Origin of the sequence: Herbaspirillum sp., assembly GCF_017744395.1 — a bacterium.
Lineage (GTDB): Bacteria > Pseudomonadota > Gammaproteobacteria > Burkholderiales > Burkholderiaceae_D > Herbaspirillum.
Window position 1 is genome coordinate 317,731 of the sequence record NZ_JAGIBI010000003.1, and the last position, 25,302, is coordinate 343,032.

Below are 25,302 nucleotides of genomic sequence, written 5' to 3' on the forward strand. Positions count from 1 at the left end.
TCAGGTGTCGGCATGGGACGCATCATGCAGGCAGGCTCCTGACAACGTTGTGTCAGGAGCCTGCACGGGAAAGGAAAAACGGAGGAGGAGTAGAGTCAGCGGCCGGCGACGGCTGCCGTTGCGCCGGCCTGGGCTTGTTCGTGGCGTTCCTGCTGCTCGGCATAGCGGCGCGACAGCACCGCGCACAGCATCAGCTGCATCTGGTGGAACAGCATGATGGGCAGCAGCACCACGGCCGCGCCGCTGCCGGCGAACAGCACCGAGGCGATCGGGATGCCGGAGGCCAGCGACTTCTTGGAGCCGCAGAACACCAGCACGATTTCATCGCCGCGCGGCATCTTCAGCGCCCGCGCGCCATAGGTGGTGGCCAACAGCACCGCGCCCAGCAGCACGGCGTTGACCAGCACCAGCAGCGCCAGCTGGCCGGGCGGGAACAGGTGCCAGATGCCCTGCGCCACGGCGGCGCTGAAGGCGGCGTACACCGACAGCAGGATGCCGCCGCGATCGACTACGTTGACGACCGCCTTGTGGCGGCTGATCCAGGCGCCGATCCAGGGGCGCAGCAGGTTGCCCAGCACGAACGGCAGCAGCAACTGCAGCAGGATCGACAGCACCTGCGACAAGCCGTTGCCGTCATGGTGGCGATGCAGCAGCAGGGTCACGAGCAGCGGCGTGATCAGGATCCCCAGCAGGTTGGAGGCGGTGGCGCCGCAGATCGCCGCCGGCACGTTGCCGCGCGCGATCGAGGTGAAGCCGATCGACGATTGCACGGTGGAAGGCAGCGTACAGACGAACAGCACGCCCATCCACAACTGCGGCGTCAGCAGGTCAGGCACCGCCGCTTGCAGCGCCAGCCCGAGCAGCGGGAACAGGAGGAAGGTCGAGGCCAGCGTCAGCAGGTGCAGTTTGGGCTGCTTCAGGCCGGAAAGCGCCGCCTCGCGCGACAGCTTGGCGCCGTGCAGGAAGAACAGCAGCGAGATCGCCACGTTGCTGGCCGCATGCATGAAGCCTTCGAAGCGGCCGGTGGCCGGCAGCAGCGTGGCCAGCAGCACGGTGCCGAGAAGCAATTGGGTAAAGCGGTCGGGAAGGAAGCGTTTCATGGGGTTGGACGAAGTTGAATGATTTTGTCCCATGATAGGAAATCGGATGATGATCGGGAAGCCCTTTGATGGCGTTGACTGTCAACGGAAATGTCGATAACAATGGCATTTCCTTCCCCGCTTTCGAGGGTATCGCCCCCATGCTCAACCCCGTCTGGCTGCACACCTTCACCACTGCCGCAGCATCGGCCAGCTTCACCGAGGCCGGACGCCAGCTCGGGCTGACGCAATCGAGCGTGAGTGACCATATCCGGCGCCTGGAGCAAAGCCTGGGGCGGCGCCTGTTCGTGCGCGACACCCATTCGCTGGCGCTGACCGCCGACGGCGAGAGCCTGCTGGTGCATGCGCGCCTGATCCTGCAGGCGCACGCCCGCGCCGAGGCCCAGTTCAGCGGCGCGCGCCTGCGCGGCCGGGTGCGCTTCGGCACCTCCGACGACCTCGCCATGGGGCCGCTGCCGGACATGCTGGCGGCCTTTCGCAACCAGCATCCGGAAGTGGAGCTGGAAATCACCATCGGCCTGACCAGCGAACTGTACGCCCTGCTCGACCAGGGCAAGCTGGACTTGCTGGTCGGCAAGCGGCGCAGCGGCGAATCGCGCGGGCACAGCATGTTTTCCACGCCGATGCAGTGGCTGGCCCGGCCGGAGACCCATGTCGACCTGTCGCAGCCGCTGCCGCTGATCCTGCTGCCCGAGCCCAGCATTACCCGCGAAGCCACCCTGCAGACCTTGGGCAAGTCGGGCCGCCATTGGCGCATCGTCTGCACCAGCGGCAGCCACGCCGGCTGCATGGCGGCCGCGCGCGGCGGACTGGGGCTGGCGGCCTTGCCGCAGCACCTGGCCTCGCGCGACCTGACGGCGCCGCTCAACAATGCCAGCCTGCCGGTGCTGCCCGATGTGGAATATGTGGCGCTGACGGCGCGCCGGCTGTCGAAGCCGGCGGACACGCTTTACCAGATCCTGATGTCCAGCCGCCTGAGCCGGGGATGAAGGGGGATGCTTAAGCCGCGTCGACGACCAGCTCGGGACGGTCCAGTGCGCGGATGCGGCGGTCGACGAAGTAGCCGCCGGCCTCGGTATAGCGCAAGTAATGGCGCCCGCAGAGTGTGCAGCGCGCCACGTTGCAGCGGTTGTAGGGGTAGTAGCGCGGCGCCACAGGGGCGGCGGATCCGTCGTAGCGGGTGCCGTCGGGATGGTATTCGGCGAAGGTTGGTTCGTCGTAGGGATCGGCGACCAGCGTGCCGACGTCGGCCAGTTGTTGCTCCGGCAGCGTCAGCGGCAGGCTGATCCAGCCGGCGGCGTCGGCGGCGCCGGAGCAGCAATTGCATGGCTGGGCGACGGCGCCGGAGGCCTGCGCCAGGGCGCGCAGCCCGGCGCTGCCGAGCTTGGGAAGATCATCCATCATCGTGAGTCGTTACTTCTTCGGGTTGTAGCGGATATCGCCCTCGAACAGCTGCGCGGTGCCGCCGCCGAGGTCGGACTGCACCGGCCATACCTGGTGCCCGATGCGCAGTTCGGTGCCTTCGTACACCGCCTTGGCGACGATGATGCGGGAGTCTTCCGCGGCCACGATGCCTTCCTTCATCTGTCCCACTTCTTCCAGCAGCGTCTTGACCTCATAGGCCAGCGCCTTGCGCTTCTCGCTGGTCTCGAACAGGATTTCCGGCGTGGCTTTCTCGGGGTTGAGCTTGTAGTAGCCCTGCTGCTTGATGGTGCGGTCCAGCTCGGCCACCTTGCGCGCGTATTCCTGTTCCTTGATGGCGATCTTTTCTTCCATGTAGGGGTCGAGGCCGACTTGCACCCGGGTGAAGTTGCCGGTCGGTGCGCCGATGACATTGGCGCGGATCATGTTGGTGGCCTCGACGCGGCCGCCGATGATCTGGCCGGTGCGCGGGTTGCCCTTGCCCACCGTGATCTCGTCGCCGGCCAGCAGTTCGCACTGGCGCGCATTGCCCAGCACCAGGATGCTCTCGCCGGCCTCGATGTGGGCGCTTTCGGCGAACATGACCTGCACCGATTTCTGGGCTTTGATGCGCGAGGCGATGGTCGTGGTGCCCGCCGCAGCGGCGACGCCTTCGCTATGGCCGATCACGCCGCCCTTGACGGTGACGTTGCCGCCGGCCACGATCTCGGCCGCCTCCACCGTGCCGTTGACCACCACGTCGCCGCCTACATGCAGCTTCATGCCGGTCATCACGTCGCCGGAGACGCACACCGTGCCTTCGAAGGTCAGGTTGCCGGTAGACAGGTCGACGTTCTCGACATCGATCACCGGGTTGATCTTCACGCCGTTCTTGATCACCGCCGGCTGGCCCGGCACGATCGCTACCAGCAGGTTGGGATCGTCGGGGCTCGGCTCGGCGCCGACCGATTCCTTGGCGAACGGGACATCGGCGATCGGGCGCGCCGGCACCTTGCCGCCCTTGATGTCGATGCCGTCCTTGCCGGGCACCGGCGGGATGCGGCGCATCAGCGGGTCGCCCGCCGACACCAGCAGCAGATGGCTCATATCGGCGTAGGAAATGACGGCGTCGTCGTCGATATCGGCCAGCTCCTCCCGCTTTTCCTCGATCAGGCTTTCGAAGCGCGCCGGCTCGCCCGGCGTCGGCATCAGGCCTTGTGCGATCACCAGTTTGTTACAGTGGCCGGCGGCGAGGGCGCCGCGCAGTTTTTCGTGCAGGATGCCGTAGGTGATGCCGGCGGCGCGAATCGCATTGACCACCTCCACGCTCTTGGCGCGGCCGCCGAACGGGGCTACCAGCGTGAGCGATGCGCTCATCAGGTCGTTGTCCACTTCCAGCGAGAACTCGCCGTCGCGGCGTTCGGCGATCACCTGGGTCACGGCTTCCCTGGCCTCTTCGACCTTGCGCACGAAACCGTTGAGCACCGAATCCTGGAAGAACAGTTTGGTCAGCCCCTTCTCCGCCATGGCCTGTTTCAGGAAGGCCAGGGTCAGTGGCGGGAAGCCGGGTGTCGGAGTGAAGGTTGCGCTCAGTTCGCCGCTGGCCCTGTCGAATGCGAACGACAGCGGTTGCGGAGTTGCTTGTTCCATGCTGGTCCTCGGATGAGTTGCTGCTCTTGGCCTGCCTTGGCTGCGGCGCGATGATACACAGGCCCGCAGCCTATCGGCGGCGGGCATGCAAGATTGCGCGCTGGCAGAACGGCCAGCCGCCGGCGGCCCCCTCGGCCCCCGGCGACTGGCATTGTATTGTGGCAAGATGATCCTGCAATTTGATCAACAGCACAAGTTTTGCGGGCGTTTGCGGTTATTTAAAGCCGGTTCGCAGGCAGATAGTTATCTTTATGTTAAGTCACGAAAAAGAAAACACGCCCGATGCCGAAGCGCGCTATTGCGCCGGCCGGCGCAGCACGTTCGCCAGCAGCGCGGTCAACGTCGGCCTGAGCGCGTTGCAGATCACGGCCGGGTTCCTGTCCGGTTCGCAGGCGCTGGTGGCCGACGGCGTGCATTCGCTGTCGGACCTGGTGGCCGATGTGGTGGTGCTGTTCGCCGCGCACCATAGCCGCAAGCAGGCCGATGACGACCACCAGTACGGCCACCAGCGCTACGAGAACGCCGCTTCGCTGGCGCTGGGCGGGCTGCTGCTGGCGGTGGGCATCGGCATGCTGCTCTCGGCCGCGCACAAGATCCAGGATTTCGGCCATCTGCCGCCGGTGCATGCCGCCGCGCTGTGGGTGGCGCTGGCGGCGCTGCTGGCCAAGGAATTGCTGTTCCGCTACATGCTCATGGTGGCCGAGCGGGTACGCTCCGGCATGCTGGTGGCCAATGCCTGGCATGCGCGTTCGGATGCCGCTTCCTCGCTGGTGGTGGCGCTCGGCGTGGGCGGCAACCTGCTCGGTTTCACGCTGCTCGATCCGGTGGCGGCCGCGGTAGTCGGCGGGATGGTGGGGCGCATGGGCTGGCGTTTCTTCTGGGCCGCGCTGCATGACCTGATGGATCGCGCGGTCTCGGAAGAGCAGTCGCAGGCGATCCGCCGGACCTTGCTGGAGACGCCGGGCGTGCAGGGCGTGCACGACCTGCGCACGCGCAAGATGGGCGACCTGGCCCAGGTCGACGTGCACCTGGAAATCGACGGCACGCTGACCGTGGCGCAAGGCCATGCGATCGCCGCGCTGGCGCGGCAGCGCGTGCTGGATGCGCATAATGTGCTGGATGTGATGACCCACGTCGATCCGGTCACGGTCGGGGCGCATCCGATCGGGGCGGCATAAGACGGCATAAGGCGCAGCGTATCGGAACGCTGCGTTCCCGCACCGGCAATTCCGGGCGCCTGTCCTCAAGCTTCGGCCATGTCGGCCGTTAATGCTGCTGTTCCTATCAGCGCGCCATGCATCAGGCACCTACGACATGACCACACTCTCCACGCTGTCTGCCGCCACCGGCTACCAGGCCGGCAGTGCCGCGCGCGCCGGCACGGTTGCAGGAAGTACCGGGCCTGTGCCCGCTGCCGTTTCCACGGCTTCGCCATCGTCGGCCGTCGTGCTGTCGGGGAGGGCCAATGGCGCCCTTGTGCAGCTTTATTCGGCGGACGGAACGATGGCGGCAGTGTCCGACAACACCGTCACCTCCGGGCCGTTCGTCTGGGAAAGCCGGCAGACCGGCGCCATCAGTTCGCTGATGGCCGGCGACGCTGTCGCGGGCGATTTGGCCGGCCGCTGGCACGGCCTTGGCAAGGCGCTGCTGGACCACATCAAGGATGGCGGCGGCAGCTTCTCGCAATCGGTACTGCAATCCTGGCAGGCGGTGCAGGCGGACGAGGGCGTGCAAGCCATCCTGCGCCAGCAATTGCACGATTTCGCCGGCAATGGCATCGGGCTGTCGGTCGTCACGGCCGGCGGCGCCAAGGTGAATTTCTCGCTGTCGGCCGACAGCAACGGCATTGCCGTGAAGGTCGAGGTCGCCGAGGGAAAGCTGGCCGATGACGAGCGTGAGGCCATCGGCGGATTGGGCGATGCCTTCCAGGCCGCCGTGAACGGACTGGCCGAACAGCCGCCGCGCCTTGCGCTGGAGGGTTTGCTCAAGTTCGACACGGCGGCGCTGGCGTCTATCGATTTGCACGCCGCGCTTGGCGGCGGCGACCAGGCCATCGACTTCCATGCCGACGCCGGGCAGCGCACGCTGTCCACCAGCGGCGCGGCCGGCGCCATCAAGGTGGCGGTCGACCTGAACGGCGCCGCCATCGCCGGCAGCGCCCGGCAACGGCAGGACGCCATCGCCAGTTATCTTGAACAGTTCGATGCGGCCGCGCGCCGCGGCCACGGCGACGAATCCCTGAACGCCTTGTTCAAGGATGCCTTCGCGCAGCTCAACAGCAGTTATCCGGGGCAGGCCTCCAAGGCGGGCCAGGTGTCGCCCGCGGTCGGCATGGAAGACGCCGACCGCAAGATGCTGACCGGCCTGGCCGACTTCACGGCATCGGTGTCGGGAACCACCCGCGTCCCCAATCCGCTCGACCACGGCGAGGTCGACAGCTTCGACTACCGGGTTTCGCAGCGCACCACCCTGGGCGGCGGTTCGCAGGCCAACCGGCACATCGTGCAGCAACAGCAGTCCAGCCTGCACGCCGCCTATCACGAGCCGCTGCATGCCGGCGCGCCCCTTAAGCTCACCACCGACAAGCAATCCCAGAACTACACCTATCGCCAGATCGATGACGAGGCATCGAGCACCCTGGAGATCGCCTACGACAAAGGCTTCCTGGCCAGGGCGCTGCTGCGCCAGTCGGCCAGCCAGCAGACGCATGTGACCAAGTATGTGCTGGGGAAGAAAGTGTCGGACATCACTACGCCGTCGCAGTCGTCCATCGTGCGGGACTTCACCGCGCAATTGCGGGATGCGGCTGCCGACAAGGAGCGCCAGGCTGCCGGCGGCGAATTCCGCTGGGAGCAGATGCTGTCGCTGATCGGTTCGCTGTCGTTGCTGAAGCAGGATCCGGCCGTGTTGAAGCGCCAGGCCGCGTTGCCCCTGGCGGCCTGAAGCGCCGGCTCAGCCGGGCTTGCGGAAGCCGCCGGCCACCCAGCGCGCGGCGCTGTCGGCATTCAGTTTGTAGCCGGGGGCGACTTGCACCTTGGCCAGCAGCTCGCCCATCTCGTCCCAGGCCGCCAGGTCGGCATAGGGAAAATCGTCGTCGGGCACGATATCCAGCGTCACCTTGATGGATGCGCCGTCGTCGCCGTCGACGGTGACGTGCTTGTGCAATTGCGCGTGCAGCTGCTGCTCGCTGCGGCGGCGGAATTCCGAGGCGGTCTTCACCAGCGTGTTGAATGCGGACTTGTCCAGCGGCTTGGGGTTCTTCTTGTCGCGGCCCATGGTCCAGGGGCCGATCAGCGTCGGTTCGCGTTCGCCGGCGCGCGTCATTTCGACCGCCCAGCCGTCGTCATCGTCGTTTTTGATGATGCGGGCGGTCCAGCCGTCCTCGCGCCACAGGCGCGCCTCGTTGATGGCGTCTGCGCCGGAGGAGGAATCGTCGGCGGCGGTAGTGTCGAAGTCGGACATGCGGGAAATCGGAAGATGGGAAAAAGGCCCGCCATGATAATGGAATGCGTGCCGCAACGGCGGCGGGACCGCTATGCTACGATGCCCCGCAACGATCATTTGGATAGCATGGGCATGGGCATGGGCATGGACATGGCGCAATACGGCTTGGTTTATCGCGGCAGGCGCATCACTGTCGAGTATCAGGAAGATGCGCGCAGCGGCGATGTGCGCTGCGCGGTCACGGTCGGCGATGCGGTCTATCCGGAAATCCGCGGCAACCCCTTCCGTTCGGCCGCGGCGGCGCAAGCCACCGGCGCCGCTTTCGCGCGCGCCCTGATCGATGCCGAACTCGATGTCGATGCGGTGGAATACCGCGGCTACTTCATCCGCGTCAGCAGCAGCGAGCAGCGCGACGGCAGCTGGGTCGGCAGCTACCAGTTCCACCGCAACGACAACCCGGTGCCGTTTCGCCGCGCCAGTTGCGACGACTTTCGCGGCAATACCCCGGTGGAGGCCGAGGAGCATGCGATCGGCATGGGGCGGCAGGCGATGGATGCCGATATCGCGGCGGGGAAACTCTGATCCCTTGCCCGATGCGCGCTTGAAAAGAAAAAGCCCCGATCCGATGAGCGGGGCTTTTCGTTTGGCGTTTTTGTGCCGGTTCAGTACCGATACTGATACTTGAGCAGATTCGCAGCATCCAGTCCTATCTGGAAAGTGATGCCGCCGAAAGTGAATCCACTCAAGTATCGATACCGGGGGCCGCGCACCTGGCGCCAGGTGCGCGCTGCCGCCTCAACGGCGGCGGGGAGGCTTCGGCGCGCTGCCGGGGCCGCGGTTCTCGATGTGGCGGAAAATGATCCGGCCCTTGCTCAGGTCGTAGGGCGAGAGCTCCAGCGTTACCTTGTCGCCCGCCAGGATCTTGATGAAGTTCTTCTTCATGCGCCCCGCGCTATAGGCGACCAGCGTATGCCCGTTGTCCAGGTCGACGCGGAACCGCGAATCAGGCAGCACTTCGGTTACCTGGCCTTGCATTTCGATCAGCTCTTCCTTCGCCATTCAATCTCCGAAACAGGTGAGCCTGGCACAGGCCGGCAAGCCGTTGCCGCAACTCGTGTTAATGGGTGTGTCCCCGATGAGAATCCCCGGCGCCAATGGTGCGGGAGATTGCCGGTATTCCTCGAACAGGCCAAGCAGCCGGCGCATGCGTTCGCAAACACGCCAAACGAGAAGAAACAGAAACGAGGGATCAGACAGGACTTGCCGGGGAGGCAAGACAGGTGAGAGGCCAGACTCTTACGCCGCTTGATGAGGAGTCGCGACACTATACACAGGATATGCCTTTTCGGCCAGTATTATTTGATGCAATGCACAATAATTGTCCGGAGGGAAACTTTCAGCACTTCCGGCGCAAGCGTATGTTTTGGCGTTGCGGATGCTCTCATAACGGTTGGCGGTACATGCCAAAAGCGGATATGCATGCACTTTTTGCTTCGTAGGAACTGCATGGTTGCGCGGCTAGAATTTTTGGAAATCATTTCCCGGCCCGACCATGACCACCAAGAATTCCAAGACTTTACTGCGCATTTCCCTTGCCGCTTTGCTGGCCCTGTCATCGGCGGCGCTGCACGCGCAGGCATTGACGATAGGCACCACGCCGGGCGTCATCAACGACTCCGTCGAGGTGGCCGCCCGCGAAGCCAAAAAGCAAGGGCTGGAGGTGCGCGTGGTGGAGATGACCGACTGGACCACGCCGAACGTGGCGCTGCAGTCGGGCGACCTCGACCTCAATTACTTCCAGCATTCGGCCTTCCTCGACAACGCCGTGCGCGACCGCGGCTACCAATTCGCCAAGGCCGGTTATGGCGTGCTGCCCAACATCGGCTTGTTCTCTTCCAAGATCAAGAACCTGTCCGAACTGAAGGATGGCGCCACCGTGGCCGTGGCCAATGATCCGGTGAACCAGGGGCGCGGCCTGCTGCTGTTCGAGCGCGCCGGCCTGATCAAGCTCAAGCCGGGCGTGGGCAGCAAGGGCACGCTGGCCGATATCGCCAGCAACCCGAAGAAGCTCCGGTTCAAGGAAATCGAAGGCCCGCAACTGGTGCGGGCATTGGATGACGTGGACTTGGCGCAGGGCTATCCGGCGCACTTCGTGGCCGCAGGCCGGCCGGAGATCGCCAAGAGCGGCCTGCAGTATTCGACGGTGGACGACGTGCAATACGCCATCGTGTTCGTCGCCCGCGCCGACAAGGCCGGTGATCCGCGCATCGCGAAATTCATCCGCATCTACCAGGAGTCCCCGGCCGTGCTGGCCAAGATCGACGAACTCTACGTCCACGACAAGCGCCTCTACAGCTTGCCGTGGCAGAAGAAGTAAGGCCTCCTCTTTTCGTATTTCCGTATTCCTGCATTCCCGCATCCCTCGTTTCCCGGAGCCATTCATGAAGCTGTCGCATTTCCTCATCGCCTCGCTGGCCGCCCTGGCCGTTTCCAATGCCAATGCGGCCGACAAGCTGCGCATCGGCGTCGTCCCCGGCGCCTATGCCGATTCGATCGTCGCCGCCGCCAAGGATGCCAAGGCCCAGGGCATCGATGTCGACGTGGTCGAATTCACCGACTGGACCACGCCCAACGTGGCGGTCAATTCGGGCGACCTGGACATCAACTACTTCCAGCACCAGCCCTTCCTCGACAACGCGATCAAGCAGAACGGCTACAAGCTCGCCAGCGCCGGCACCGGCATCCTCGCCAACGTGGGTTTGTATTCGCTCAAGTACAAGGCGATTGCCGATGTGCCGCAGGGCGGCAAGGTCGGCATCGCCAACGATCCGGTGAACCAGGGACGCGGCCTGTTGCTGCTGCAGAGCGTGGGGCTGGTCAAGCTCAAGCCCAATGTCGGCTACCTGGGCACCATCAACGACATCGTCGAGAATCCGAAGAAGCTGAGCTTCGTCGAAGTCGAGGGGCCGCAACTGGTGCGCATCACGCCTGACGTCGACCTGGCCCAGGGCTATCCGCACTTCATCGTCGCCGCCAAGGCCTTCAACCCTTCCAGCGGCCTGGCCTACTCGGGCATCGAGGATGCGCGCTTCGCCATCCAGTTCGTGGTCAAGGCCAACCGCACGCAGGATCCGGTGGTGCAGAAATTCATCCGTATCTACCAGAACTCCGCCGCGGTGAAGGCCGATATCAACCGCGCTTTCGCCAACGACAAGCGCCTGTACACGCTGGCCTGGGTCAAGTCGTAATCCGTCATTCGTAAGTAAAGGACGCGCTCATGGAACTCTCGATTACCGCACGGCAGTCGCTGGCCATTCCGCCGGCCGATCCGGCGCAACGCCGCGCGCCGCAGGCGGCGTTGGCGGAAAGTGCGCCGGCAAGAGGGCAGGGCGCGGTGGCCTTTCGCGCAGTGGGCAAGACCTACCAGTCGTCGGCCGGCCCGGTGCAGGCATTGGACGCGATCGACCTGGACATCGCGCCGGGCAGCATCTTCGGCATCATCGGCCGCAGCGGCGCCGGGAAGTCCAGCCTGCTGCGCACCATCAACCGCCTGGAGCGGCCGACCGAAGGCCAGGTGCTGGTCGACGGCGTGGATATCGCCACCCTGGACGATGCGCAACTGGTGGAGCTGCGCCGGCGCATCGGCATGATCTTCCAGCACTTCAACCTGCTGGCGGCCAAGACCGTGTTCGAGAACGTGGCGTTGCCGCTGCGGGTGGCGGGCGTACCCAAGGCGCAGATCGAGGCGCGGGTGCGCGAACTGCTGGCGCTGGTCGGCTTGCAGGACAAGGCCGGCACTTATCCTACCCGTTTGTCGGGCGGCCAGAAGCAGCGCGTGGGCATCGCCCGCGCACTGGCGACCGGCCCGGAGATCCTGCTGTGCGACGAAGCCACTTCCGCGCTCGACCCCGAAACCACCCAGGCCATCCTGCAACTGCTGCGCGACATCAACCGCAAGCTGGGTATCACCGTGATCCTGATCACGCACGAGATGAGCGTGATCCGCGAGATCGCCGACCGGGTGCTGGTGCTGGAGCAGGGGCGCATCGCCGAACTGGGCGAAGTCTGGAAAGTCTTCGGCAATCCCGCGCATGCGGCGACGCGGGCCTTGCTGGCGCCGCTGCAGCATGGCTTGCCGGATGACCTGCAGCAGTCGCTGCTGCCCGATCCGCCGCCGGGCAAGCACGCGCGCGTGCTGCAACTGGGATATCGCGGTGCCGATGGGCTGGAGCCGGATTTTCCGCGCATCGCCGCCGCATTGGGCGGCGCCGTACGGCTGCTGCATGGCGGGGTGGACCGCATCCAGGGCCATGCGCAGGGGCAGTTGCTGATCGCATTGCAGGGCGCGGCAACGAAACCGGATTTGGAAAAACTGACGCAAGGGCTGCAAGCCATTGCGCATGACATCAAGGAACTGGGATATGTTGCCGAGCCTGAGCATCTCCATTGACCGCTACTGGAACGCGCTGCTGGATACGTTGATGATGGTCGGCGTCTCGGGCGGCCTGGCATTGGTCGCCGGCGTGCCGCTGGCGATCCTGCTGATCGTCACGGCGCCGGGCGGCTTTCTCGCTTCGCCGCGCATCAACCGCGTGCTCGGCAGCCTGATCAACGGCTTCCGGGCCACGCCCTTCATCGTGCTGCTGGTGGCGCTGATTCCGTTTACGCGCATCGTCGCCGGCACCACCATCGGCGTATGGGCGGCGATCGTGCCGCTGGCCATCAGCGCCACGCCGTTCTTCGCGCGCATCGTCGAAGTCAGCCTGCGCGAAGTTGATCCGGGGCTGATCGAGGCGGCCCAGGCGATGGGCTGCGAGAAGTGGGATATCGTGCGTCACGTTTACCTGCCCGAGGCGCTGCCTGGGATAGTCGGCGGCTTCACCATCACGCTGGTGGCGCTGATCAGTTCCTCCGCCATGGCCGGCGCCGTGGGGGCGGGTGGCTTGGGCGACCTGGCGATCCGCTACGGCTACCAGCGTTTCGATACCCAGGTGATGCTGATCGTGATCGCCGTGCTGATCTTGCTGGTGAGCGTGGTGCAGGCCGCCGGCGACGGTTATGTGCGCTGGCTGCGCAGCCGCTGAGACGGCCGGCTGATTATCTCTGCGGCGCCGGCGCGGCGGGCGCCGCCGGCATGTTCATGACCGCATCGCGCTTGTCCAGCAAGTGCTGGCGCAAGACGGCGGCCAGCCGCTTGCCGTCGCGCGCTTCCAGCGCCGCGATCATTTCGTCGTGGTCGTGCGCCGCGCTGTCCCATTTCTCCGGCTTGAAGTTCGACTTGAAGCGCAACGCCTGCAGGCGCCGGTTCATGCTCAGGTAAGTCTCGTGCAGCACCGAGTTGCGCGCGGCTTCGTTGATCTTGTTGTGGATCGTCTGGTTGCGGCCGTAGTAGCCGGGCAGATCCCCCTGCGCCTTGCAGGCCAGCATGGCGTAGTGCAGCGCCTTGATCTCGGCCACTTCCACCGCGGTGATGCGCTCGCAGGCCAGTTCGCCGGCCAGGGCTTCCAGCCCGCTCATGAATTCGAAGGTTTCCCAGATTTCGGTTTCCGTCATCTTGTAGACCGAGGCGCCGCGATTTGGCGAAATCTCGATCAATCCTTCCACCGCGAGTACCTTCAACGCTTCGCGCAACGGCGTGCGCGAAATCCCCATGGTCTCGCAGAGTTCACGTTCATTGAGCTTGGTGCCCGGCGGCAGGACCGCCTCGACGATCAGGTTGCGCAGGTGCTCGACCACCGTGTCGTGCAGGTGCTGGCGTTCCAGCCGGGGGACGGCAGGGGCTGCCATGTCTTGTGCGGGATGGGCTTCAATTGCTGAATTTTGCATTCAAAATTCCTTCTGACTGAATTTTGCATTCATTTTACCACTTCAAAGCGCTACAGGCATGGATGGTGGCGAGTAGTCATTATGCGTGTCGAATAGCAGTAAATAATCATTTATATCAATGATTTAGTTAATTTATTCAGATGATCTGATACCTCGGGTATCGACTGTCGGGATCAAAAAAAACCTTTACGCCTCGCTTTTCGACTGTTAAATTAATTTTGCATGCAAAATACAAAATGAATTTTCCAGCCTTTCATGGAGGAGTAAATGCTTAAACTGGATTTCCACCCAGCCGGTCGCCACTTCCTGCAAATCCCTGGCCCCAGCCCCGTTCCCGATCGCATCCTGCGGGCCATGAGCTACCCGACCATCGACCACCGCGGCCCCGAGTTCGGCGCCTTGGGACTGCAGGTGCTGGCCGGTATCAAGAAGATCTTCAAGACCGAGCAGCCGGTGGTGATCTATCCGGCATCCGGCACCGGCGCCTGGGAAGCGGCGCTGACCAATACCCTGAGCCCTGGCGACGCCGTGCTGATGTACGAGACCGGCCACTTCGCCACTCTGTGGAAAAAGATGGCCGAAGCGCTGGGCCTGAAACCCGAATTCCTCGGTCTGCCCGGCATCGAAGGCTGGCGCCGCGGCGTCCAGGCCGACCTGATCGAAGAACGGTTGCGCAAGGACAGCGGCCACCAGATCAAGGCGGTCTGCGTGGTGCACAACGAAACCTCCACCGGCGTGACCTCGGACATCGCCGCCGTGCGCCGCGCCATCGACGCTGCCGGCCACCCGGCGCTGCTGCTGGTGGACACCATCTCAGGCCTGGCCTCGGCCGACTATCGCCATGACGAATGGGGCGTGGACGTCACCGTATCCGGTTCGCAGAAGGGCTTGATGCTGCCGCCAGGCATCAGTTTCAACGCGGTGTCGAAGAAGGCGATCGAAGCCAGCAAGAGCGCCAGGCTGCCGAAGGCGTTCTGGGGCTGGGCCGAGATCATCGAGATGAACGCCACCGGCTACTGGCCGTACACCCCCAACACCAACCTGCTGTATGGCCTCAACGAAGCGCTGGACATGATCCTGAGCGAAGGCCTGGAAAACACCTTCGCGCGCCACGAGCGCCTGGCGCAAGCCTGCCGCAAGGCCGTCACCACCTGGGGGCTGGAAATCCAGTGCGCCGACCCGGCCGTGTATTCCCCGGTGCTGACCGGCGTGATGACGCCCGAGGGTTTCGACGCCGACGCCATCCGCAAGACCATCTACGAGAACTTCGACATGTCGCTGGGCACCGGCCTGGGCAAGATGAAGGGCAAGATGTTCCGCATCGGCCACCTGGGCGAAGCCAACGACCTGACCCTGATGGCGACGCTGGCCGGCTGCGAAATGGGGCTGAAGCTGGCGGGTGTGAAACTGGCCGGTAGCGGCGTGCAGGCGGCGATGGAGGTATTGGCCGCGCAAAAGAAGAAACCCGACCTGAAAGTCGCCTGATCCGCAGCACGCAAGACAAGTTGTTCCGAAGGAGGAAATTGGCGCCGGCGCAGGCAAGTCCTGCGCCGGCAACTTCACCATGAAGCAGGCCGGCCACCAGTCCCGCAGAGGACAGCCGCTGCAAAAGACAGCGCGCCGGCACAAAGAGGAGACACCCATGAAATTTCTGCGCATGCGGGCGACCACCGTCGTCCTGTTGATGCTGTGCCTGATGTATTTCATCACCTATCTGGACCGGGTCAACGTCAGCACGGCGGCATCCGGTTTCGGCAAGGAATTCAACCTCAACAAGACCGAGATCGGCCTGGTCTTTTCCGCGTTCGCCTATCCCTACCTGGTGTTCCAGATCATCGGCGGCTGGGTCAGCGACAAGTTCGGCGCGCGCCGCACGCTGATCTGGTGCGGCGTGCTGTGGGCGGTCGCCACCATCCTGACCGGCTTCGCCGGCGGCCTGGTCTCGCTGCTGCTGGCGCGCCTGCTGCTGGGCCTGGGCGAGGGCGCGACCTTCCCGGCGGCGACTTCGGCCATGTCGCGCTGGGTATCCAAGGAGAACCGCGGTTTCGCGCAAGGCATTACCCATGCCTTCTCCCGCGTGGGCAATGCGGTGGCGCCGGCGGCGGTGGTCTACATCATGGCCGCGCACGGCTGGCGCGAATCGTTCTATATCTTCGGTGCCCTCAGCCTGGTGTGGGTCGTGATATGGGCTTTCGTCTTTACCGAAGACCCGGCCAGGCATCCGCGCATCAGCGCCGAGGAACTGGCCGTGCTGCCGCCGGTGAAGAAGAAAAACCTGCAGATTCCCTGGGGCCCGCTGTTTCGCCGCATGCTGCCGGTGACCATCGTCTACTTCTGCTACGGCTGGACGCTGTGGCTGTTCCTGAGCTGGATCCCGCAGTACTTCCTGCACAGCTACGACCTCGACATCAAGAAGTCGGCCCTGTTCGCATCCAGCGTGTTCTTCGCCGGCGTGGTGGGCGACACCCTGGGCGGCATCGTCAGCGACCGCATCCTGAAGAACAGCGGCAACCTGAAGAAGGCGCGCAGTTACATGGTGTCGGTGTGCATGCTGCTGACCTTGCTGTCGCTGCTGCCGCTGCTATTCACCCACGACATCACCATTTCCGTCCTCAGCCTGGGCGCCGGCTTCTTCTTCGCCGAGATGACCATCGGCCCGATGTGGGCGATCCCGATGGATATCGCCCCCGAATACTCGGGCACCGCCAGCGGCATGATGAACACCGGTTCGGCGCTGGCCGCGATCATCTCGCCGGTGCTGTCGGGCTACCTGATCGACCGCACCGGCAACTGGGAACTGCCTTTCGTCGGCAGCATGGTGCTGATGGGGCTGGGCGTGTTCCTGGCGTTCCGCATGCAGCCCGACAGCAAGTTCCAGCAGGCGCAGCCGCAGCATGACGACGCCGTGGCGAAGGCGCGCGCCTGATCCTCCCTCAACCCTGACAACGGAAAAAACGATGACGACCCTGCTGACCGCCCCCGAAGAACTGGGCATGCTCCTGAGCGACGCTTATGCCGGAAAAGGCATCAAGGCGATCGTGCCGGCAGCGCTGGAACCGGCCGATGCCGATGAAGCCTACATGGCGCAACGCGCATTCCTGAAACGGAGCGGCGCCAGGATCGGGGGCTGGAAGGTCGGGTCGAAATCGCCGGATGGCCCGATCCAGGGCGCGCCCCTGCCGGCGCAGGGTATGCACCCGACCTCGGCCATGCTGCGCGGCGACCGCTTTCCGGTGCTGGGCGTCGAACTGGAGATCATGTTCGCGCTCGGCCGCGACTATCTTCCCGGCGAGCGCGCGCCAACCGAGCGCGAGGTGCTCGACAGCATCGCCAAGGTCGGCACCTCGGTCGAGATCGTCTCCAGCCGGCTGGCGGGCTGGCCCGACGTGCCCAAGCTGAACCAGCTGGCCGACCTGCAAAACCACGGCGCGCTCATCACCAGCGACCTGGTCGGCTACGACGATGGCTTCAACTTCCGCCGCCCCTATGCGCACCTGACCTTCAAGGGCGACGACGTCTTCAAGGGCAGCGGCGTGAATCCGGCAGGCGACCCGCGTCGCCTGCTGCACTGGGTGGTGCGCCATTGCCAGGAGCAGGGCATCGCGCTGCCGGCTGGCACCGTCATCACCACCGGTTCCTACACCGGCATGTTCTTCCCCAAGGAGCGCGGGATGTTCATCGGCCAGATCGAAGACCTGCCGCCCATCGAGTTCGAAATCACCTGACGCCATCCACCGAGCCAACACCATTCAGAGGCCCCTCCATGCAAGTCAAGCCTATCCATCTGGTGCCGCCGGGCGCACGCGGCGCGCCGGGCGCATCCGCGTTCGAAACCCAATTGCGCAGCGAATTGCGCGGCGACGTTCTGTTCAGCCGCGCCGACCGCGGCCGCTACGCGACCGACGCATCGATCTACCAAGTGATGCCGTTAGGCGTGGTCTTGCCACGCGACCAGGATGACCTGGACCTGGCGCTGGCGATCGCGCGCCACCACAAGATGCCGGTTCTGGCGCGCGGCGCCGGCACCAGCCAGTGCGGCCAGACCGTGGCCGAGGCGCTGGTGGTCGACAACAGCAAATACCTGAACCGGGTGGTGGAGTTCGACGCCGCCGCGCGCACCGTCACCGTCGAACCGGGCATGGTGCTGGACCACCTCAACGCCTGGCTCAAGCCGCACGGCCTGTGGTTCCCGGTGGACGTGTCGACCGCCGCCCAATGCACCATCGGCGGCATGGCCGGCAACAACTCCTGCGGCTCGCGCTCGATCGAATACGGCAACATGGTGCACAACGTGCTGGGCATCGAAGCCGTGCTGGCCGATGGCAGCGGCGGCAACTTCACGCGCCTGCCGGAGATGCCGGGCAGCGGCCGTATCGGCGACATCGTCGCCGGCCTGCGGCGCATCGCCGGCCGCGAACGCGCGGAAATCGCCGAGCGCGTACCCAAGGTGCTGCGCCGCGTGGCCGGCTACAACATCGACCTGTTCGACTGCCAGAACCCGCGCGCCTACACCGACGACGGCGTGGCCAACCTGGCGCACATCCTGGTCGGTTCGGAAGGCACGCTGGCCTACAGCCGCCGCATCAAGCTGGCGCTGCAGCCGCTGCCGGCGCACAAGACCCTGGGCGTGGTCAACTTCCCGACCTTCTACCAGGCTATGGACATGACCCAGTACATCGTCAAGCTGGGGCCGAGCGCGGTGGAGCTGGTCGACCGCACCATGATTGACCTGGCCATGGGCAACCCGGCCTTCAAGCCGGTGATCGGGAAGGCGCTGGCGGGGCAGCCCGAAGCGATCCTGCTGGTCGAATTCTCGGGGGAGGAGCGCAACGCCCAATTGGACAAGCTCCGGCAACTGGTGGAGCTGATGGCCGACCTGGGTTTGCCCGGCAGCGTGGTGGAAATGCCCGGCGCGGCCGAGCAGAAGGCGCTGTGGGAGGTGCGCAAGGCCGGCCTGAACATCATGATGAGCATGAAGGGCGACGGCAAGCCGGTCTCCTTCATCGAGGATTGCGCGGTGCCGCTGGAACACCTGGCCGAGTACACCAGCCAGTTGACCGAGGTGTTCCACAAGTACGGCACCGAAGGCACCTGGTATGCGCACGCCAGCGTCGGCACGCTGCACGTGCGGCCGATCCTGGACATGCGGCGCGGCGGCGCGAAAGACATGCGCGAGATCGCCGAGGCCGCGGCCGCACTGGTGCGCAAGTACAAGGGCGCCTACTCCGGCGAACACGGCGACGGCCTGTGCCGCGGCGAATGGGTGGCGTGGCAGTACGGCCCGCGCATCAATGCCGCCTTTGCCGAGATCAAGCAACTGTTCGACCCCGACAACCGCTTCAATCCCGACAAGATCGTGCGACCGCCGAAAATGGACGATGCGTCGAACTTCCGCTTCCCGCCCACCTATCGCGAGCAGCCGCACCAAAGCGTGCTGGACTGGTCGGCCTGGAACGTGGTGCGTGATCCGCTCACCGGCGTAGAAGGCGCGCCGGGCAGCGGCGGCGACCAGACCGGCGGCCTCGCCAAGCTGGTCGAGATGTGCAACAACAACGGCCACTGCCGCAAGTTCGACGTCGGCACCATGTGCTCCAGCTACCGCATCACGCGCGACGAGAAGCACGTCACGCGCGGACGCGCCAACACCTTGCGCCTGGCCATCTCCGGCCAGTTGGGCAGCGACGGGCTGGCCAGCCCGGAGGTGAAGGAAACGCTGGACTTGTGCGTCTCCTGCAAGGGCTGCAAGCGCGACTGCCCGACCGGCGTCGACATGGCCAAGATCAAGATCGAAGCGCGCGCGGCCTGGGTCGGCCGCCACGGCGTCGGCCTGCGCGAGCGCCTGATCGCGCGCATGCCGGCCTATGCCCACCTGGCCGGCCGTTTCGGCGGCGCGCTGGCGCTGGCCGAGCGCATCCCGGTGCTGTCGGCCTGGGTAAAGGGGAAGCTGGGTCTGGCGCGGCAGCGTTCGCTGCCGCGCTTCCGCAAGTCGTTCCTGGATGGCGCCGCGCCGGCGCAGCGGGGCGCGCAAGGCAAGGAGGTCTTGCTGTTCGTCGACACCTTCAACAATCACATGGAACCGGAGAACGCGCGCGCCGCGCAACGCGTGCTGGAGGCGGCGGGCTACCGGGTGCATTTCAATACCCTGCCGGGCCAGCGCCCGCTGTGCTGCGGCCGCACCTACCTGGCCGCCGGCATGGTCGACGAGGCCAAGGCCGAGGCGCGGCGCACGCTGGATACGCTGATGCCCTATGTGCGGCGTGGCGTCGCGGTGGTCGGGCTGGAACCGTCCTGCCTGCTGTCGCTGCGCGACGAATTCCTGAACTATGGATACGGCGAGGAAGCGCAGGCGCTGGCCGGGTCATCCTTCCTGTTCGAGGAGTTCCTGCTGGCCGAGCACAAGGTCGGCCGCCTGAATCTGGATCTCAAGCCGCTCGGTTCCGGCAAGATCCTGCTGCACGGGCATTGCCACCAGAAGGCCTTCGACGCCTTCAAGCCGGTCCCGGCCGTGCTGGGCTGGATACCCGGCGCGCAGGTCGAGGTGGTCGAGTCCTCATGTTGCGGCATGGCCGGCAGTTTCGGTTACGAAGCCGAGCATTTCGAAGCGTCGATGGCGATGGCCGAACTCTCGCTGTTGCCGGCGGTGCGCAAGGCGGATGACGACACGCTGGTAGTGGCCGACGGCACCAGTTGCCGCCACCAGATCGCGGATGGCGCGCAGCGCAAGGCGGTGCATGTGGCGCGGGTCCTTGCCGCGGCCATCGATGGGGTGTGGCGGGAATGAGGCCGGTTGCGTGAAAAAGCCCCGGCAAGCGATGCCGGGGTTTTCAGGTCAGGCCACTTTGGGCTGCCACTTCTCGTCCTGCCGGTAGATCCGGTGCGGCGGACGCGCCAGGCCCAGGTTTTCGCGCAGCGTGGCGCCCTCGTATTCGGTGCGGAACAATCCGCGCCGCCGCAACTCCGGCAACACCAGGGCGATGAAGTCATCCAGCCCGCCCGGCAAGGTCGGCGGCATGATGTTGAAGCCGTCGGCGCCGCCTTTGGTGAACCACTCTTCCAACTGGTCGACGATGCTTTCGGCGGTGCCGTACAGCGACCAGTGCCCGCGCGCCGTCGCCACGCGCAGGTAGAGCTGGCGCAGCGTCAGGTTCTCGCGCCGCGCCAGGGCGGTGACCAGCTGGAAGCGGCTCTTGGTGCCGTTGGGTTCCTTCAGGTTGTCCGGCAGGGGGCCGTCCAGCGGATAGCCGGAAAGGTCGATGCCGCCCAGATGCTGTTGCAGCAGCGACAGGCCGACGCTGGGATGGATCAGGGATTGCAGTTCCTCGTATTTCTCCTGCGCCTCGCTTTCGCTGCGGCCCACCACCGGGAACACGCCCGGCATGATCTTCAATTGCTCCGGATCGCGGCCATAGCGATCCATGCGCGACTTCAGGCTGGTGTAGAACGCCTGGGCGTCGGCCAGCGACTGCTGGGCGGTAAAGATCACCTCGGCGGTACGCGCCGCCAGGTCCTGGCCGGTATCGGACGAGCCGGCCTGCACGATCACCGGATGCCCTTGCACCGGGCGCGCCACATTCAGCGGCCCCTTGACCGCGAAGTGCTTGCCGCGGTGGTGGATCGCGTGCAGCTTGTCCGGATCGAACAGCAGGCCTTGCTCCTGATCGAAGAGAAAGGCATCGTCTTCCCAGCTATCCCACAGGCCGCGCACCACGTCGACGAATTCTTCGGCGCGCTCGTAGCGCGCGCCATGCTCCGGATGCTTGTCGAGGTTGAAGTTATGCGCCTCCTGTTCCGACCATGAGGTCACGACGTTCCAGCCGGCGCGGCCGTTGCTCAGGTGGTCGAGCGAGGCGAACTTGCGGGCCACATGATAGGGCTCGTTATAGGTGGTCGAGACGGTCGCCACCAGGCCGATGCGTTCGGTCACCTGGGACAGGGCCGACAGCAAGGTCAGCGGCTCGAACGACGCCGCGCGCGCGGTACGGTGCAGGGTGTGTTCATCGTGCGAGCGGATCGCCACGCCATCGGCCAGGAACAGGGCATCGAACTTGGCGCGTTCGGCGGCCTGGGCGACCTGGCGGTAATGCGCGATGTTCTGCCCGGCATCGGGCTGCGCGCCGGAATGGCGCCAACCGGCCACGTGATGGCCGGTGGCCATGATGAAGGCCCCCAGCTTCAATTGCTTGCGGGTGCGGCTCATGATGCCACCGCTTCCTGCGCAAGCGCCGTGCCGGCTGCCTGGCGACGCACGTTGCGCGACACGCTGGCGCGGCCGTCGACCGACACCGGCACATCGCCGGCCACGGTCACGCGCCGCACCACGCGGTGCTGGTCGCCGTAGTCGTTGATGGCGTAGTGCTGGGTGGCGCGGTTATCCCAGATCGCCACGTCGCCCACCGACCAGCGCCAGCGCACGGTGTTCTCAAGGCGGGTCACGTAGCTGGCCAGCAATTGCAGCAGGTGTTCGGAATCGGCAGTCGGATAGTCCAGCAATTTCTTGACGAAATGCCCGAGCACCAGGGTGCGTTCGCCGCTTTCCGGATGGACCCGCACCACCGGATGCTCGGTCTCGTAGACGGTCGAGGTGAAGATCTCGCGATAACGCTTCAGGCCGGCCGCGGTGCTGTTGAAGCGGGAGGCATAGTCGTATTCATTGGTATGCAGCGCCCAGAGCCGGTCCGCCAGTTGCCGCAGCGGTTCCGGCAGGTCCAGGTAGGCCTGGGCGGTGTTGGCCCACACCGTGTCGCCGCCGGCGGCGGGAATCACCACCGCGCGCAGGATCGATGCCTGCGGATAAGCCAGGTCGAACGTCACATCCGTATGCCAGGAGTTGGCGCGGCCGCCATGCTCCGAATCCAGTTCCAGCAGATAGCCGGTGCCGTCGCGTACCGGCACGGTCGGGTGCGCCACCAGTTCGCCCCACAGCTTGGCGAAGGCTTCCTGTCCGGCATCGTCGAGATGCTGCTGTCCGCGGAAGAACAGCACCTTGTGACGCAGCAGGGCGGCGCGTATCGCCGCGAAGGTGGCCGGATCCAGCTCTCCGGACAAGCGGACATTGCGTACTTCGGCGCCGATGCGGCCGGCGACGGGATGGATATCGAGCAAGGCTTCAGGCATGGCTATCTCCTTTGTGGATGTGGCTTCGGTCAATGCGAAGAAATACGCGAAAAACTACGTCAGCGGCTGGCCGCCGCGCCGCCGTTGCATTGACGGCGGCAGGCGGTATTGGCGGTATCGGGACGGCTGTCGCTGACGAAACCGTCCCGGTTGGGCATGCGTACCGCCGCCAGGTTGCCGGCATCGAGCACGGCGTCGGCGCCGACGATGCCGTTGAGGTGCAGCAGGTAGGCGGTGACCGCATACACGTCATTCGCGCTCAGGCTCTTGGGAGCGTTGTAGGGCATGGCGCGGTTGATGAAATCGAACACCGTGGTGGCATAGGGCCAGAAGCTGCCGATGGTTTTGAGCGGCGTCGCCGAAGCCAGGCTTCCCTTGCCGCCGACCAGCGCATCGGCCGGCGTGCCCTGGCCGCGTTCGCCATGGCATGCGGCGCAGGTTTGCGCATACACGGCGCGGCCGCGGGCCACGCTGCCGCTGCCGGGCGGCAGGCCGGCGCCGCGGGCATCGACGTCGATGTTCCAGGGCGCCAGTTCGCGCTCGCTCACCGGATGTCCGATGCCGTAGGTCTGGGCGCCGGCGGCACCGGCTGCGACGCCGGCCAGCAGTGCCAGCAGCAAGCGGCCCAGCGCGCGCTTAAACCTGGACATTGGTAATGACGCCATCGGCGGCCACCTTCCAGCTCTGGATCGCATTGAAGTGATAGCCGGACTCCAGGCCGCGCGCGGCGACCAGTTGCCGGCCGGTCGGCTGGACGTAGCCGCCTTCGTCGACGGCGCGGCTTTGCAGCACGGCTGGCGCGCCATCCCAGCGCCAGGGCAGGCGAAAGCGCGTCAGGGCGCGATCCAGCACCGGCTCCTGCAGCGCCGCGGCGCTCCAGTTGCGTCCGCCATCGGTGGACACGTCGACGCGCTTGATGCGGCCCCGGCCGGTCCAGGCCAGGCCCGATATTTCATAGAAGCCGGGTTGGCGCAGCCGGTGATCCGGCGCCGGGAAGGTGATGACCGACTTGGTTTCCATCAGGAAGGTGAATTGGCGCGCGGTGCCGTCCGGCAGCGAATCGGTGTATTTGGAGGTTTCCTCACGCGACATGAACGGTTCGCGCCCGACTTTCAGGCGGCGCAGCCATTTGACGCTCATGTTGCCTTCGAAACCCGGCAGGAACAGGCGCAAGGGATAGCCATGCTCGGGCCGCAAGCGTTCGCCGTTTTGCGCGTACACCAGTAGCGCATCGTCGAGCGCCTTGCTGACGGGGATGCTGCGCGTCATGCCGGCGGCGTCGGCGCCCTCGGCCAGGATCCACGCGCCTTGCGGGTCGATCCCGACTTCGTCGAGCACCACCGACAGCGGCACGCCGGTCCATTCGCAGCAAGACAGCAAGCCGTGGCTGAACTGCAGCGATGCCGTACCCGGCCCTTTCCATTCGCGGCCGGTATTGCCTGAACATTCGAGGAAATGGATGCGCGATACGGAAGGCAGCCGCACCAGGTCGTCCATGCTGAACAAGGTCGGCCGCGCCACCAGGCCATGCACCGCCAGGCGGTGCCGCTCCGGATCGATCAGGGGGATGCCGGAATGATGGCGCTCGAAGACAAGGCCGGTCGGCGTGATGATGCCGTGCAAGTCCTGCAGCGGCGTCATCGAGGAATTGGCGCCGGCGAACGGTGCGGCGGCGCGCGAACGGCGCACCACGTTTTTCTCGAACGAAGAAGGCTGTCCATAGGGTTGCCACAACACCGGCTCGCCCGGCGTCTTGCTCCACGGCGCCACTTCCAGCGGCTGGGCCTGTCCGGCCAAAGGCGTTTCTGTTTTGTTTTGCGCAGCGGCGATTGCCGGCGCCAGCGCCGCACCGGCCAGCGCACTGCCGCCGGCGCGCAAGAAGCGCCGGCGGCTGCCGGGTGCGGATGCCTTGCTCATACCGCGAACTGCCAGAGCGCCGGCGCGACGGGCGATGCCGACGGCAATTCCGGCTTGAGCGGCGCTTCGGCCAGGCTGGCGCTGTCATGCGAGAACTCATCGAGCACGCGCTGCTTGACCGCCGCAAAGCCGTTGTTCGCGCGCTCCCTCGGATGGGCCAGCTCCACCGGCACGATGCGGCGGATGCGGCCCGGGCGCGGTTCCATCACCACGACCTTGTCGCCCAGGTAGACCGCTTCTTCCACATCGTGCGTCACCAGGATCATGGTGATGCCCTCGGCTTGCCAGATGCGATGCAGCTCTTGTTGCAGGTAGGCGCGGGTCATGGCGTCCAATGCGCCGAAGGGCTCGTCCAGCAGGAGGATTTCCGGTTTGTTGACCAGCGCGCGGGCGATCGCCACGCGTTGCGCCATGCCGCCGGACAATTGATGCGGATAGGATTTCTCGAAGCCTTGCAGGCCCACCAGTGCGATATGCTCGCGCACGGCTGCGCGTTTTTGCGCGGGTGTCTGCTGCGCATTGAGCAAGCCCAGTTCGATATTGCCTTCCACCGTGAGCCAGGGAAACAACCGGTGTTCCTGGAACACGATGCCGCGGCGCAGGCTGGTGCCGACGATGCGCACGCCATCGAGCAGGACTTGCCCCTGGTATTGGTCTTCTAGGCCGACGATCAGGCGCAGCAAGGTCGATTTTCCGCAGCCGCTGGCGCCGACGATGCTGACGAATTCGCCGGGCGCGATGCTCAGCGAGACATCCTCCAGCACGGCCAGCTCCTTTTCCTTGACGGCGTACGATTTGCTCAAATGCTGGATTTCCAGCGTACCGGCCAGGGCCATATGTGCTCCTTGGA

General features: G+C 65.4%; 23 protein-coding genes. 12 read left to right on the top strand and 11 right to left on the bottom strand.

Features of this window, described 5'->3' with window-relative positions; all coding sequences use genetic code 11:
- Window positions 1-95: 95 nt before the first annotated feature.
- Window positions 96-1,100: a bile acid:sodium symporter family protein gene (locus J7548_RS10270; RefSeq protein ID WP_290974125.1), complete on the bottom strand. Its 1,005-nt coding sequence runs from the start codon at window positions 1,098-1,100 to the stop codon at window positions 96-98.
- Window positions 1,101-1,240: 140 nt separating this feature from the next.
- On the opposite strand from J7548_RS10270, the gene J7548_RS10275 reads away from it, so the two are divergent.
- The gene (locus J7548_RS10275) at window positions 1,241-2,089 is read left to right on the top strand and encodes a LysR family transcriptional regulator (RefSeq protein ID WP_290974128.1); all 849 of its coding nucleotides are present in this window, start codon (window positions 1,241-1,243) and stop codon (window positions 2,087-2,089) included.
- Between the two features lie 10 nt (window positions 2,090-2,099).
- Here the strand turns inward: J7548_RS10275 and J7548_RS10280 are convergent, their stop codons facing one another.
- Both J7548_RS10280 and J7548_RS10285 read right to left on the bottom strand, forming a co-directional pair.
- Window positions 2,100-2,501 (bottom strand): hypothetical protein, encoded by a 402-nt coding sequence (locus tag J7548_RS10280; RefSeq protein WP_290974925.1) that lies wholly within the window; start codon window positions 2,499-2,501, stop codon window positions 2,100-2,102.
- A gap of 12 nt (window positions 2,502-2,513) precedes the next feature.
- Window positions 2,514-4,151 (bottom strand): FapA family protein, encoded by a 1,638-nt coding sequence (locus J7548_RS10285; RefSeq protein ID WP_290974131.1) that lies wholly within the window; start codon window positions 4,149-4,151, stop codon window positions 2,514-2,516.
- 251 nt (window positions 4,152-4,402) lie between these two features.
- On the opposite strand from J7548_RS10285, the gene J7548_RS10290 reads away from it, so the two are divergent.
- Both J7548_RS10290 and J7548_RS10295 read left to right on the top strand, forming a co-directional pair.
- Window positions 4,403-5,329 carry a cation diffusion facilitator family transporter gene (locus J7548_RS10290; RefSeq protein ID WP_290974134.1) on the top strand — a complete coding sequence of 309 codons (927 nt, stop codon included), beginning with the start codon at window positions 4,403-4,405 and terminating at the stop codon, window positions 5,327-5,329.
- Between the two features lie 136 nt (window positions 5,330-5,465).
- Window positions 5,466-7,094: a hypothetical protein gene (locus J7548_RS10295; protein WP_290974137.1), complete on the top strand. Its 1,629-nt coding sequence runs from the start codon at window positions 5,466-5,468 to the stop codon at window positions 7,092-7,094.
- Window positions 7,095-7,103: 9 nt separating this feature from the next.
- Here the strand turns inward: J7548_RS10295 and J7548_RS10300 are convergent, their stop codons facing one another.
- Window positions 7,104-7,613, bottom strand: coding sequence for a hypothetical protein (locus J7548_RS10300; RefSeq protein WP_290974139.1), 510 nt, complete (start codon window positions 7,611-7,613; stop codon window positions 7,104-7,106).
- An 81-nt stretch (window positions 7,614-7,694) separates the two neighbouring features.
- Here J7548_RS10300 and J7548_RS10305 point away from each other — a divergent pair, with 81 nt between their 5' ends.
- Entirely contained in the window at window positions 7,695-8,177 is a 483-nt protein-coding gene (locus J7548_RS10305; protein ID WP_366005225.1) for a hypothetical protein, read from the top strand.
- A 213-nt stretch (window positions 8,178-8,390) separates the two neighbouring features.
- Here the strand turns inward: J7548_RS10305 and infA are convergent, their stop codons facing one another.
- Entirely contained in the window at window positions 8,391-8,654 is a 264-nt protein-coding gene (infA, locus tag J7548_RS10310; protein WP_290974142.1) for a translation initiation factor IF-1, read from the bottom strand.
- A gap of 493 nt (window positions 8,655-9,147) precedes the next feature.
- Between infA and J7548_RS10315 the strand changes: the two genes are divergently transcribed.
- From J7548_RS10315 to J7548_RS10330, 4 genes are all read left to right on the top strand, one after another.
- Entirely contained in the window at window positions 9,148-9,972 is an 825-nt protein-coding gene (locus J7548_RS10315; protein ID WP_290974145.1) for a MetQ/NlpA family ABC transporter substrate-binding protein, read from the top strand.
- A gap of 64 nt (window positions 9,973-10,036) precedes the next feature.
- On the top strand, window positions 10,037-10,843 hold the full coding sequence (locus J7548_RS10320; RefSeq protein ID WP_290974147.1) for a MetQ/NlpA family ABC transporter substrate-binding protein: 807 nt from the start codon (window positions 10,037-10,039) through the stop codon (window positions 10,841-10,843).
- A 29-nt stretch (window positions 10,844-10,872) separates the two neighbouring features.
- The gene (locus J7548_RS10325; protein ID WP_290974148.1) at window positions 10,873-12,045 is read left to right on the top strand and encodes an ATP-binding cassette domain-containing protein; all 1,173 of its coding nucleotides are present in this window, start codon (window positions 10,873-10,875) and stop codon (window positions 12,043-12,045) included.
- Window positions 12,017-12,679, top strand: a complete 663-nt coding sequence (locus J7548_RS10330) for a methionine ABC transporter permease (RefSeq protein WP_290974150.1) — start codon at window positions 12,017-12,019, stop codon at window positions 12,677-12,679. The genes J7548_RS10325 and J7548_RS10330 overlap by 29 nt, the downstream gene beginning before the upstream one ends.
- Window positions 12,680-12,692: 13 nt before the next feature.
- Here the strand turns inward: J7548_RS10330 and J7548_RS10335 are convergent, their stop codons facing one another.
- Entirely contained in the window at window positions 12,693-13,421 is a 729-nt protein-coding gene (locus tag J7548_RS10335) for a GntR family transcriptional regulator (RefSeq protein WP_290974153.1), read from the bottom strand.
- Between the two features lie 267 nt (window positions 13,422-13,688).
- Between J7548_RS10335 and J7548_RS10340 the strand changes: the two genes are divergently transcribed.
- The 4 genes from J7548_RS10340 to J7548_RS10355 all read left to right on the top strand — a co-directional run bounded on the left by J7548_RS10340 (window position 13,689) and on the right by J7548_RS10355 (window position 20,202).
- On the top strand, window positions 13,689-14,906 hold the full coding sequence (locus J7548_RS10340; protein ID WP_290974157.1) for an aminotransferase class V-fold PLP-dependent enzyme: 1,218 nt from the start codon (window positions 13,689-13,691) through the stop codon (window positions 14,904-14,906).
- Window positions 14,907-15,063: 157 nt separating this feature from the next.
- The gene (locus tag J7548_RS10345) at window positions 15,064-16,347 is read left to right on the top strand and encodes an MFS transporter (protein WP_290974160.1); all 1,284 of its coding nucleotides are present in this window, start codon (window positions 15,064-15,066) and stop codon (window positions 16,345-16,347) included.
- Between the two features lie 31 nt (window positions 16,348-16,378).
- On the top strand, window positions 16,379-17,146 hold the full coding sequence (locus J7548_RS10350) for a 2-keto-4-pentenoate hydratase (RefSeq protein ID WP_290974163.1): 768 nt from the start codon (window positions 16,379-16,381) through the stop codon (window positions 17,144-17,146).
- A 38-nt stretch (window positions 17,147-17,184) separates the two neighbouring features.
- Window positions 17,185-20,202, top strand: a complete 3,018-nt coding sequence (locus J7548_RS10355; RefSeq protein ID WP_290974165.1) for an FAD-binding and (Fe-S)-binding domain-containing protein — start codon at window positions 17,185-17,187, stop codon at window positions 20,200-20,202.
- Window positions 20,203-20,250: 48 nt separating this feature from the next.
- On the opposite strand, the gene J7548_RS10360 is transcribed toward J7548_RS10355, so the two are convergent.
- Genes J7548_RS10360 through J7548_RS10380 form a run of 5 tightly spaced genes read right to left on the bottom strand, consistent with a single transcriptional unit; the run spans window position 20,251 to window position 25,288 of the window.
- Window positions 20,251-21,618, bottom strand: a complete 1,368-nt coding sequence (locus tag J7548_RS10360) for an LLM class flavin-dependent oxidoreductase (protein WP_290974168.1) — start codon at window positions 21,616-21,618, stop codon at window positions 20,251-20,253.
- Window positions 21,615-22,535, bottom strand: coding sequence for a TauD/TfdA family dioxygenase (locus J7548_RS10365; protein WP_290974171.1), 921 nt, complete (start codon window positions 22,533-22,535; stop codon window positions 21,615-21,617). The genes J7548_RS10360 and J7548_RS10365 overlap by 4 nt, the downstream gene beginning before the upstream one ends.
- Before the next feature lie 59 nt (window positions 22,536-22,594).
- Window positions 22,595-23,185: a cytochrome c gene (locus J7548_RS10370; RefSeq protein WP_290974174.1), complete on the bottom strand. Its 591-nt coding sequence runs from the start codon at window positions 23,183-23,185 to the stop codon at window positions 22,595-22,597.
- A complete protein-coding gene (gene soxC / locus J7548_RS10375) occupies window positions 23,172-24,452 on the bottom strand; it encodes a sulfite dehydrogenase (RefSeq protein WP_290974176.1) in 1,281 nt (426 codons plus the stop codon). Before soxC ends, J7548_RS10370 begins: the two co-directional genes overlap by 14 nt.
- Complete coding sequence (locus tag J7548_RS10380) at window positions 24,449-25,288, bottom strand: ABC transporter ATP-binding protein (RefSeq protein ID WP_290974179.1); 840 nt, start codon at window positions 25,286-25,288, stop codon at window positions 24,449-24,451. The genes soxC and J7548_RS10380 overlap by 4 nt, the downstream gene beginning before the upstream one ends.
- Window positions 25,289-25,302: the final 14 nt, after the last annotated feature.

Coding starts and splice junctions, on each gene's coding strand:
- J7548_RS10380 (WP_290974179.1), bottom strand. CDS start 25,288: ATGGCCCTGGCCGGTACGCTGGAAATCCAGCATTTGAGCAAATCGTAC.
- J7548_RS10330 (WP_290974150.1), top strand. CDS start 12,017: ATGTTGCCGAGCCTGAGCATCTCCATTGACCGCTACTGGAACGCGCTG.
- J7548_RS10325 (WP_290974148.1), top strand. CDS start 10,873: ATGGAACTCTCGATTACCGCACGGCAGTCGCTGGCCATTCCGCCGGCC.
- J7548_RS10270 (WP_290974125.1), bottom strand. CDS start 1,100: ATGAAACGCTTCCTTCCCGACCGCTTTACCCAATTGCTTCTCGGCACC.
- J7548_RS10275 (WP_290974128.1), top strand. CDS start 1,241: ATGCTCAACCCCGTCTGGCTGCACACCTTCACCACTGCCGCAGCATCG.
- J7548_RS10345 (WP_290974160.1), top strand. CDS start 15,064: ATGAAATTTCTGCGCATGCGGGCGACCACCGTCGTCCTGTTGATGCTG.
- J7548_RS10370 (WP_290974174.1), bottom strand. CDS start 23,185: ATGTCCAGGTTTAAGCGCGCGCTGGGCCGCTTGCTGCTGGCACTGCTG.
- J7548_RS10295 (WP_290974137.1), top strand. CDS start 5,466: ATGACCACACTCTCCACGCTGTCTGCCGCCACCGGCTACCAGGCCGGC.
- J7548_RS10340 (WP_290974157.1), top strand. CDS start 13,689: ATGCTTAAACTGGATTTCCACCCAGCCGGTCGCCACTTCCTGCAAATC.
- J7548_RS10355 (WP_290974165.1), top strand. CDS start 17,185: ATGCAAGTCAAGCCTATCCATCTGGTGCCGCCGGGCGCACGCGGCGCG.
- J7548_RS10320 (WP_290974147.1), top strand. CDS start 10,037: ATGAAGCTGTCGCATTTCCTCATCGCCTCGCTGGCCGCCCTGGCCGTT.
- J7548_RS10315 (WP_290974145.1), top strand. CDS start 9,148: ATGACCACCAAGAATTCCAAGACTTTACTGCGCATTTCCCTTGCCGCT.
- J7548_RS10290 (WP_290974134.1), top strand. CDS start 4,403: ATGTTAAGTCACGAAAAAGAAAACACGCCCGATGCCGAAGCGCGCTAT.
- J7548_RS10350 (WP_290974163.1), top strand. CDS start 16,379: ATGACGACCCTGCTGACCGCCCCCGAAGAACTGGGCATGCTCCTGAGC.
- J7548_RS10280 (WP_290974925.1), bottom strand. CDS start 2,501: ATGGATGATCTTCCCAAGCTCGGCAGCGCCGGGCTGCGCGCCCTGGCG.
- J7548_RS10300 (WP_290974139.1), bottom strand. CDS start 7,613: ATGTCCGACTTCGACACTACCGCCGCCGACGATTCCTCCTCCGGCGCA.
- J7548_RS10335 (WP_290974153.1), bottom strand. CDS start 13,421: ATGCAAAATTCAGCAATTGAAGCCCATCCCGCACAAGACATGGCAGCC.
- infA (WP_290974142.1), bottom strand. CDS start 8,654: ATGGCGAAGGAAGAGCTGATCGAAATGCAAGGCCAGGTAACCGAAGTG.
- J7548_RS10365 (WP_290974171.1), bottom strand. CDS start 22,535: ATGCCTGAAGCCTTGCTCGATATCCATCCCGTCGCCGGCCGCATCGGC.
- J7548_RS10305 (WP_366005225.1), top strand. CDS start 7,695: ATGCCCCGCAACGATCATTTGGATAGCATGGGCATGGGCATGGGCATG.
- J7548_RS10285 (WP_290974131.1), bottom strand. CDS start 4,151: ATGGAACAAGCAACTCCGCAACCGCTGTCGTTCGCATTCGACAGGGCC.
- J7548_RS10360 (WP_290974168.1), bottom strand. CDS start 21,618: ATGAGCCGCACCCGCAAGCAATTGAAGCTGGGGGCCTTCATCATGGCC.
- soxC (WP_290974176.1), bottom strand. CDS start 24,452: ATGAGCAAGGCATCCGCACCCGGCAGCCGCCGGCGCTTCTTGCGCGCC.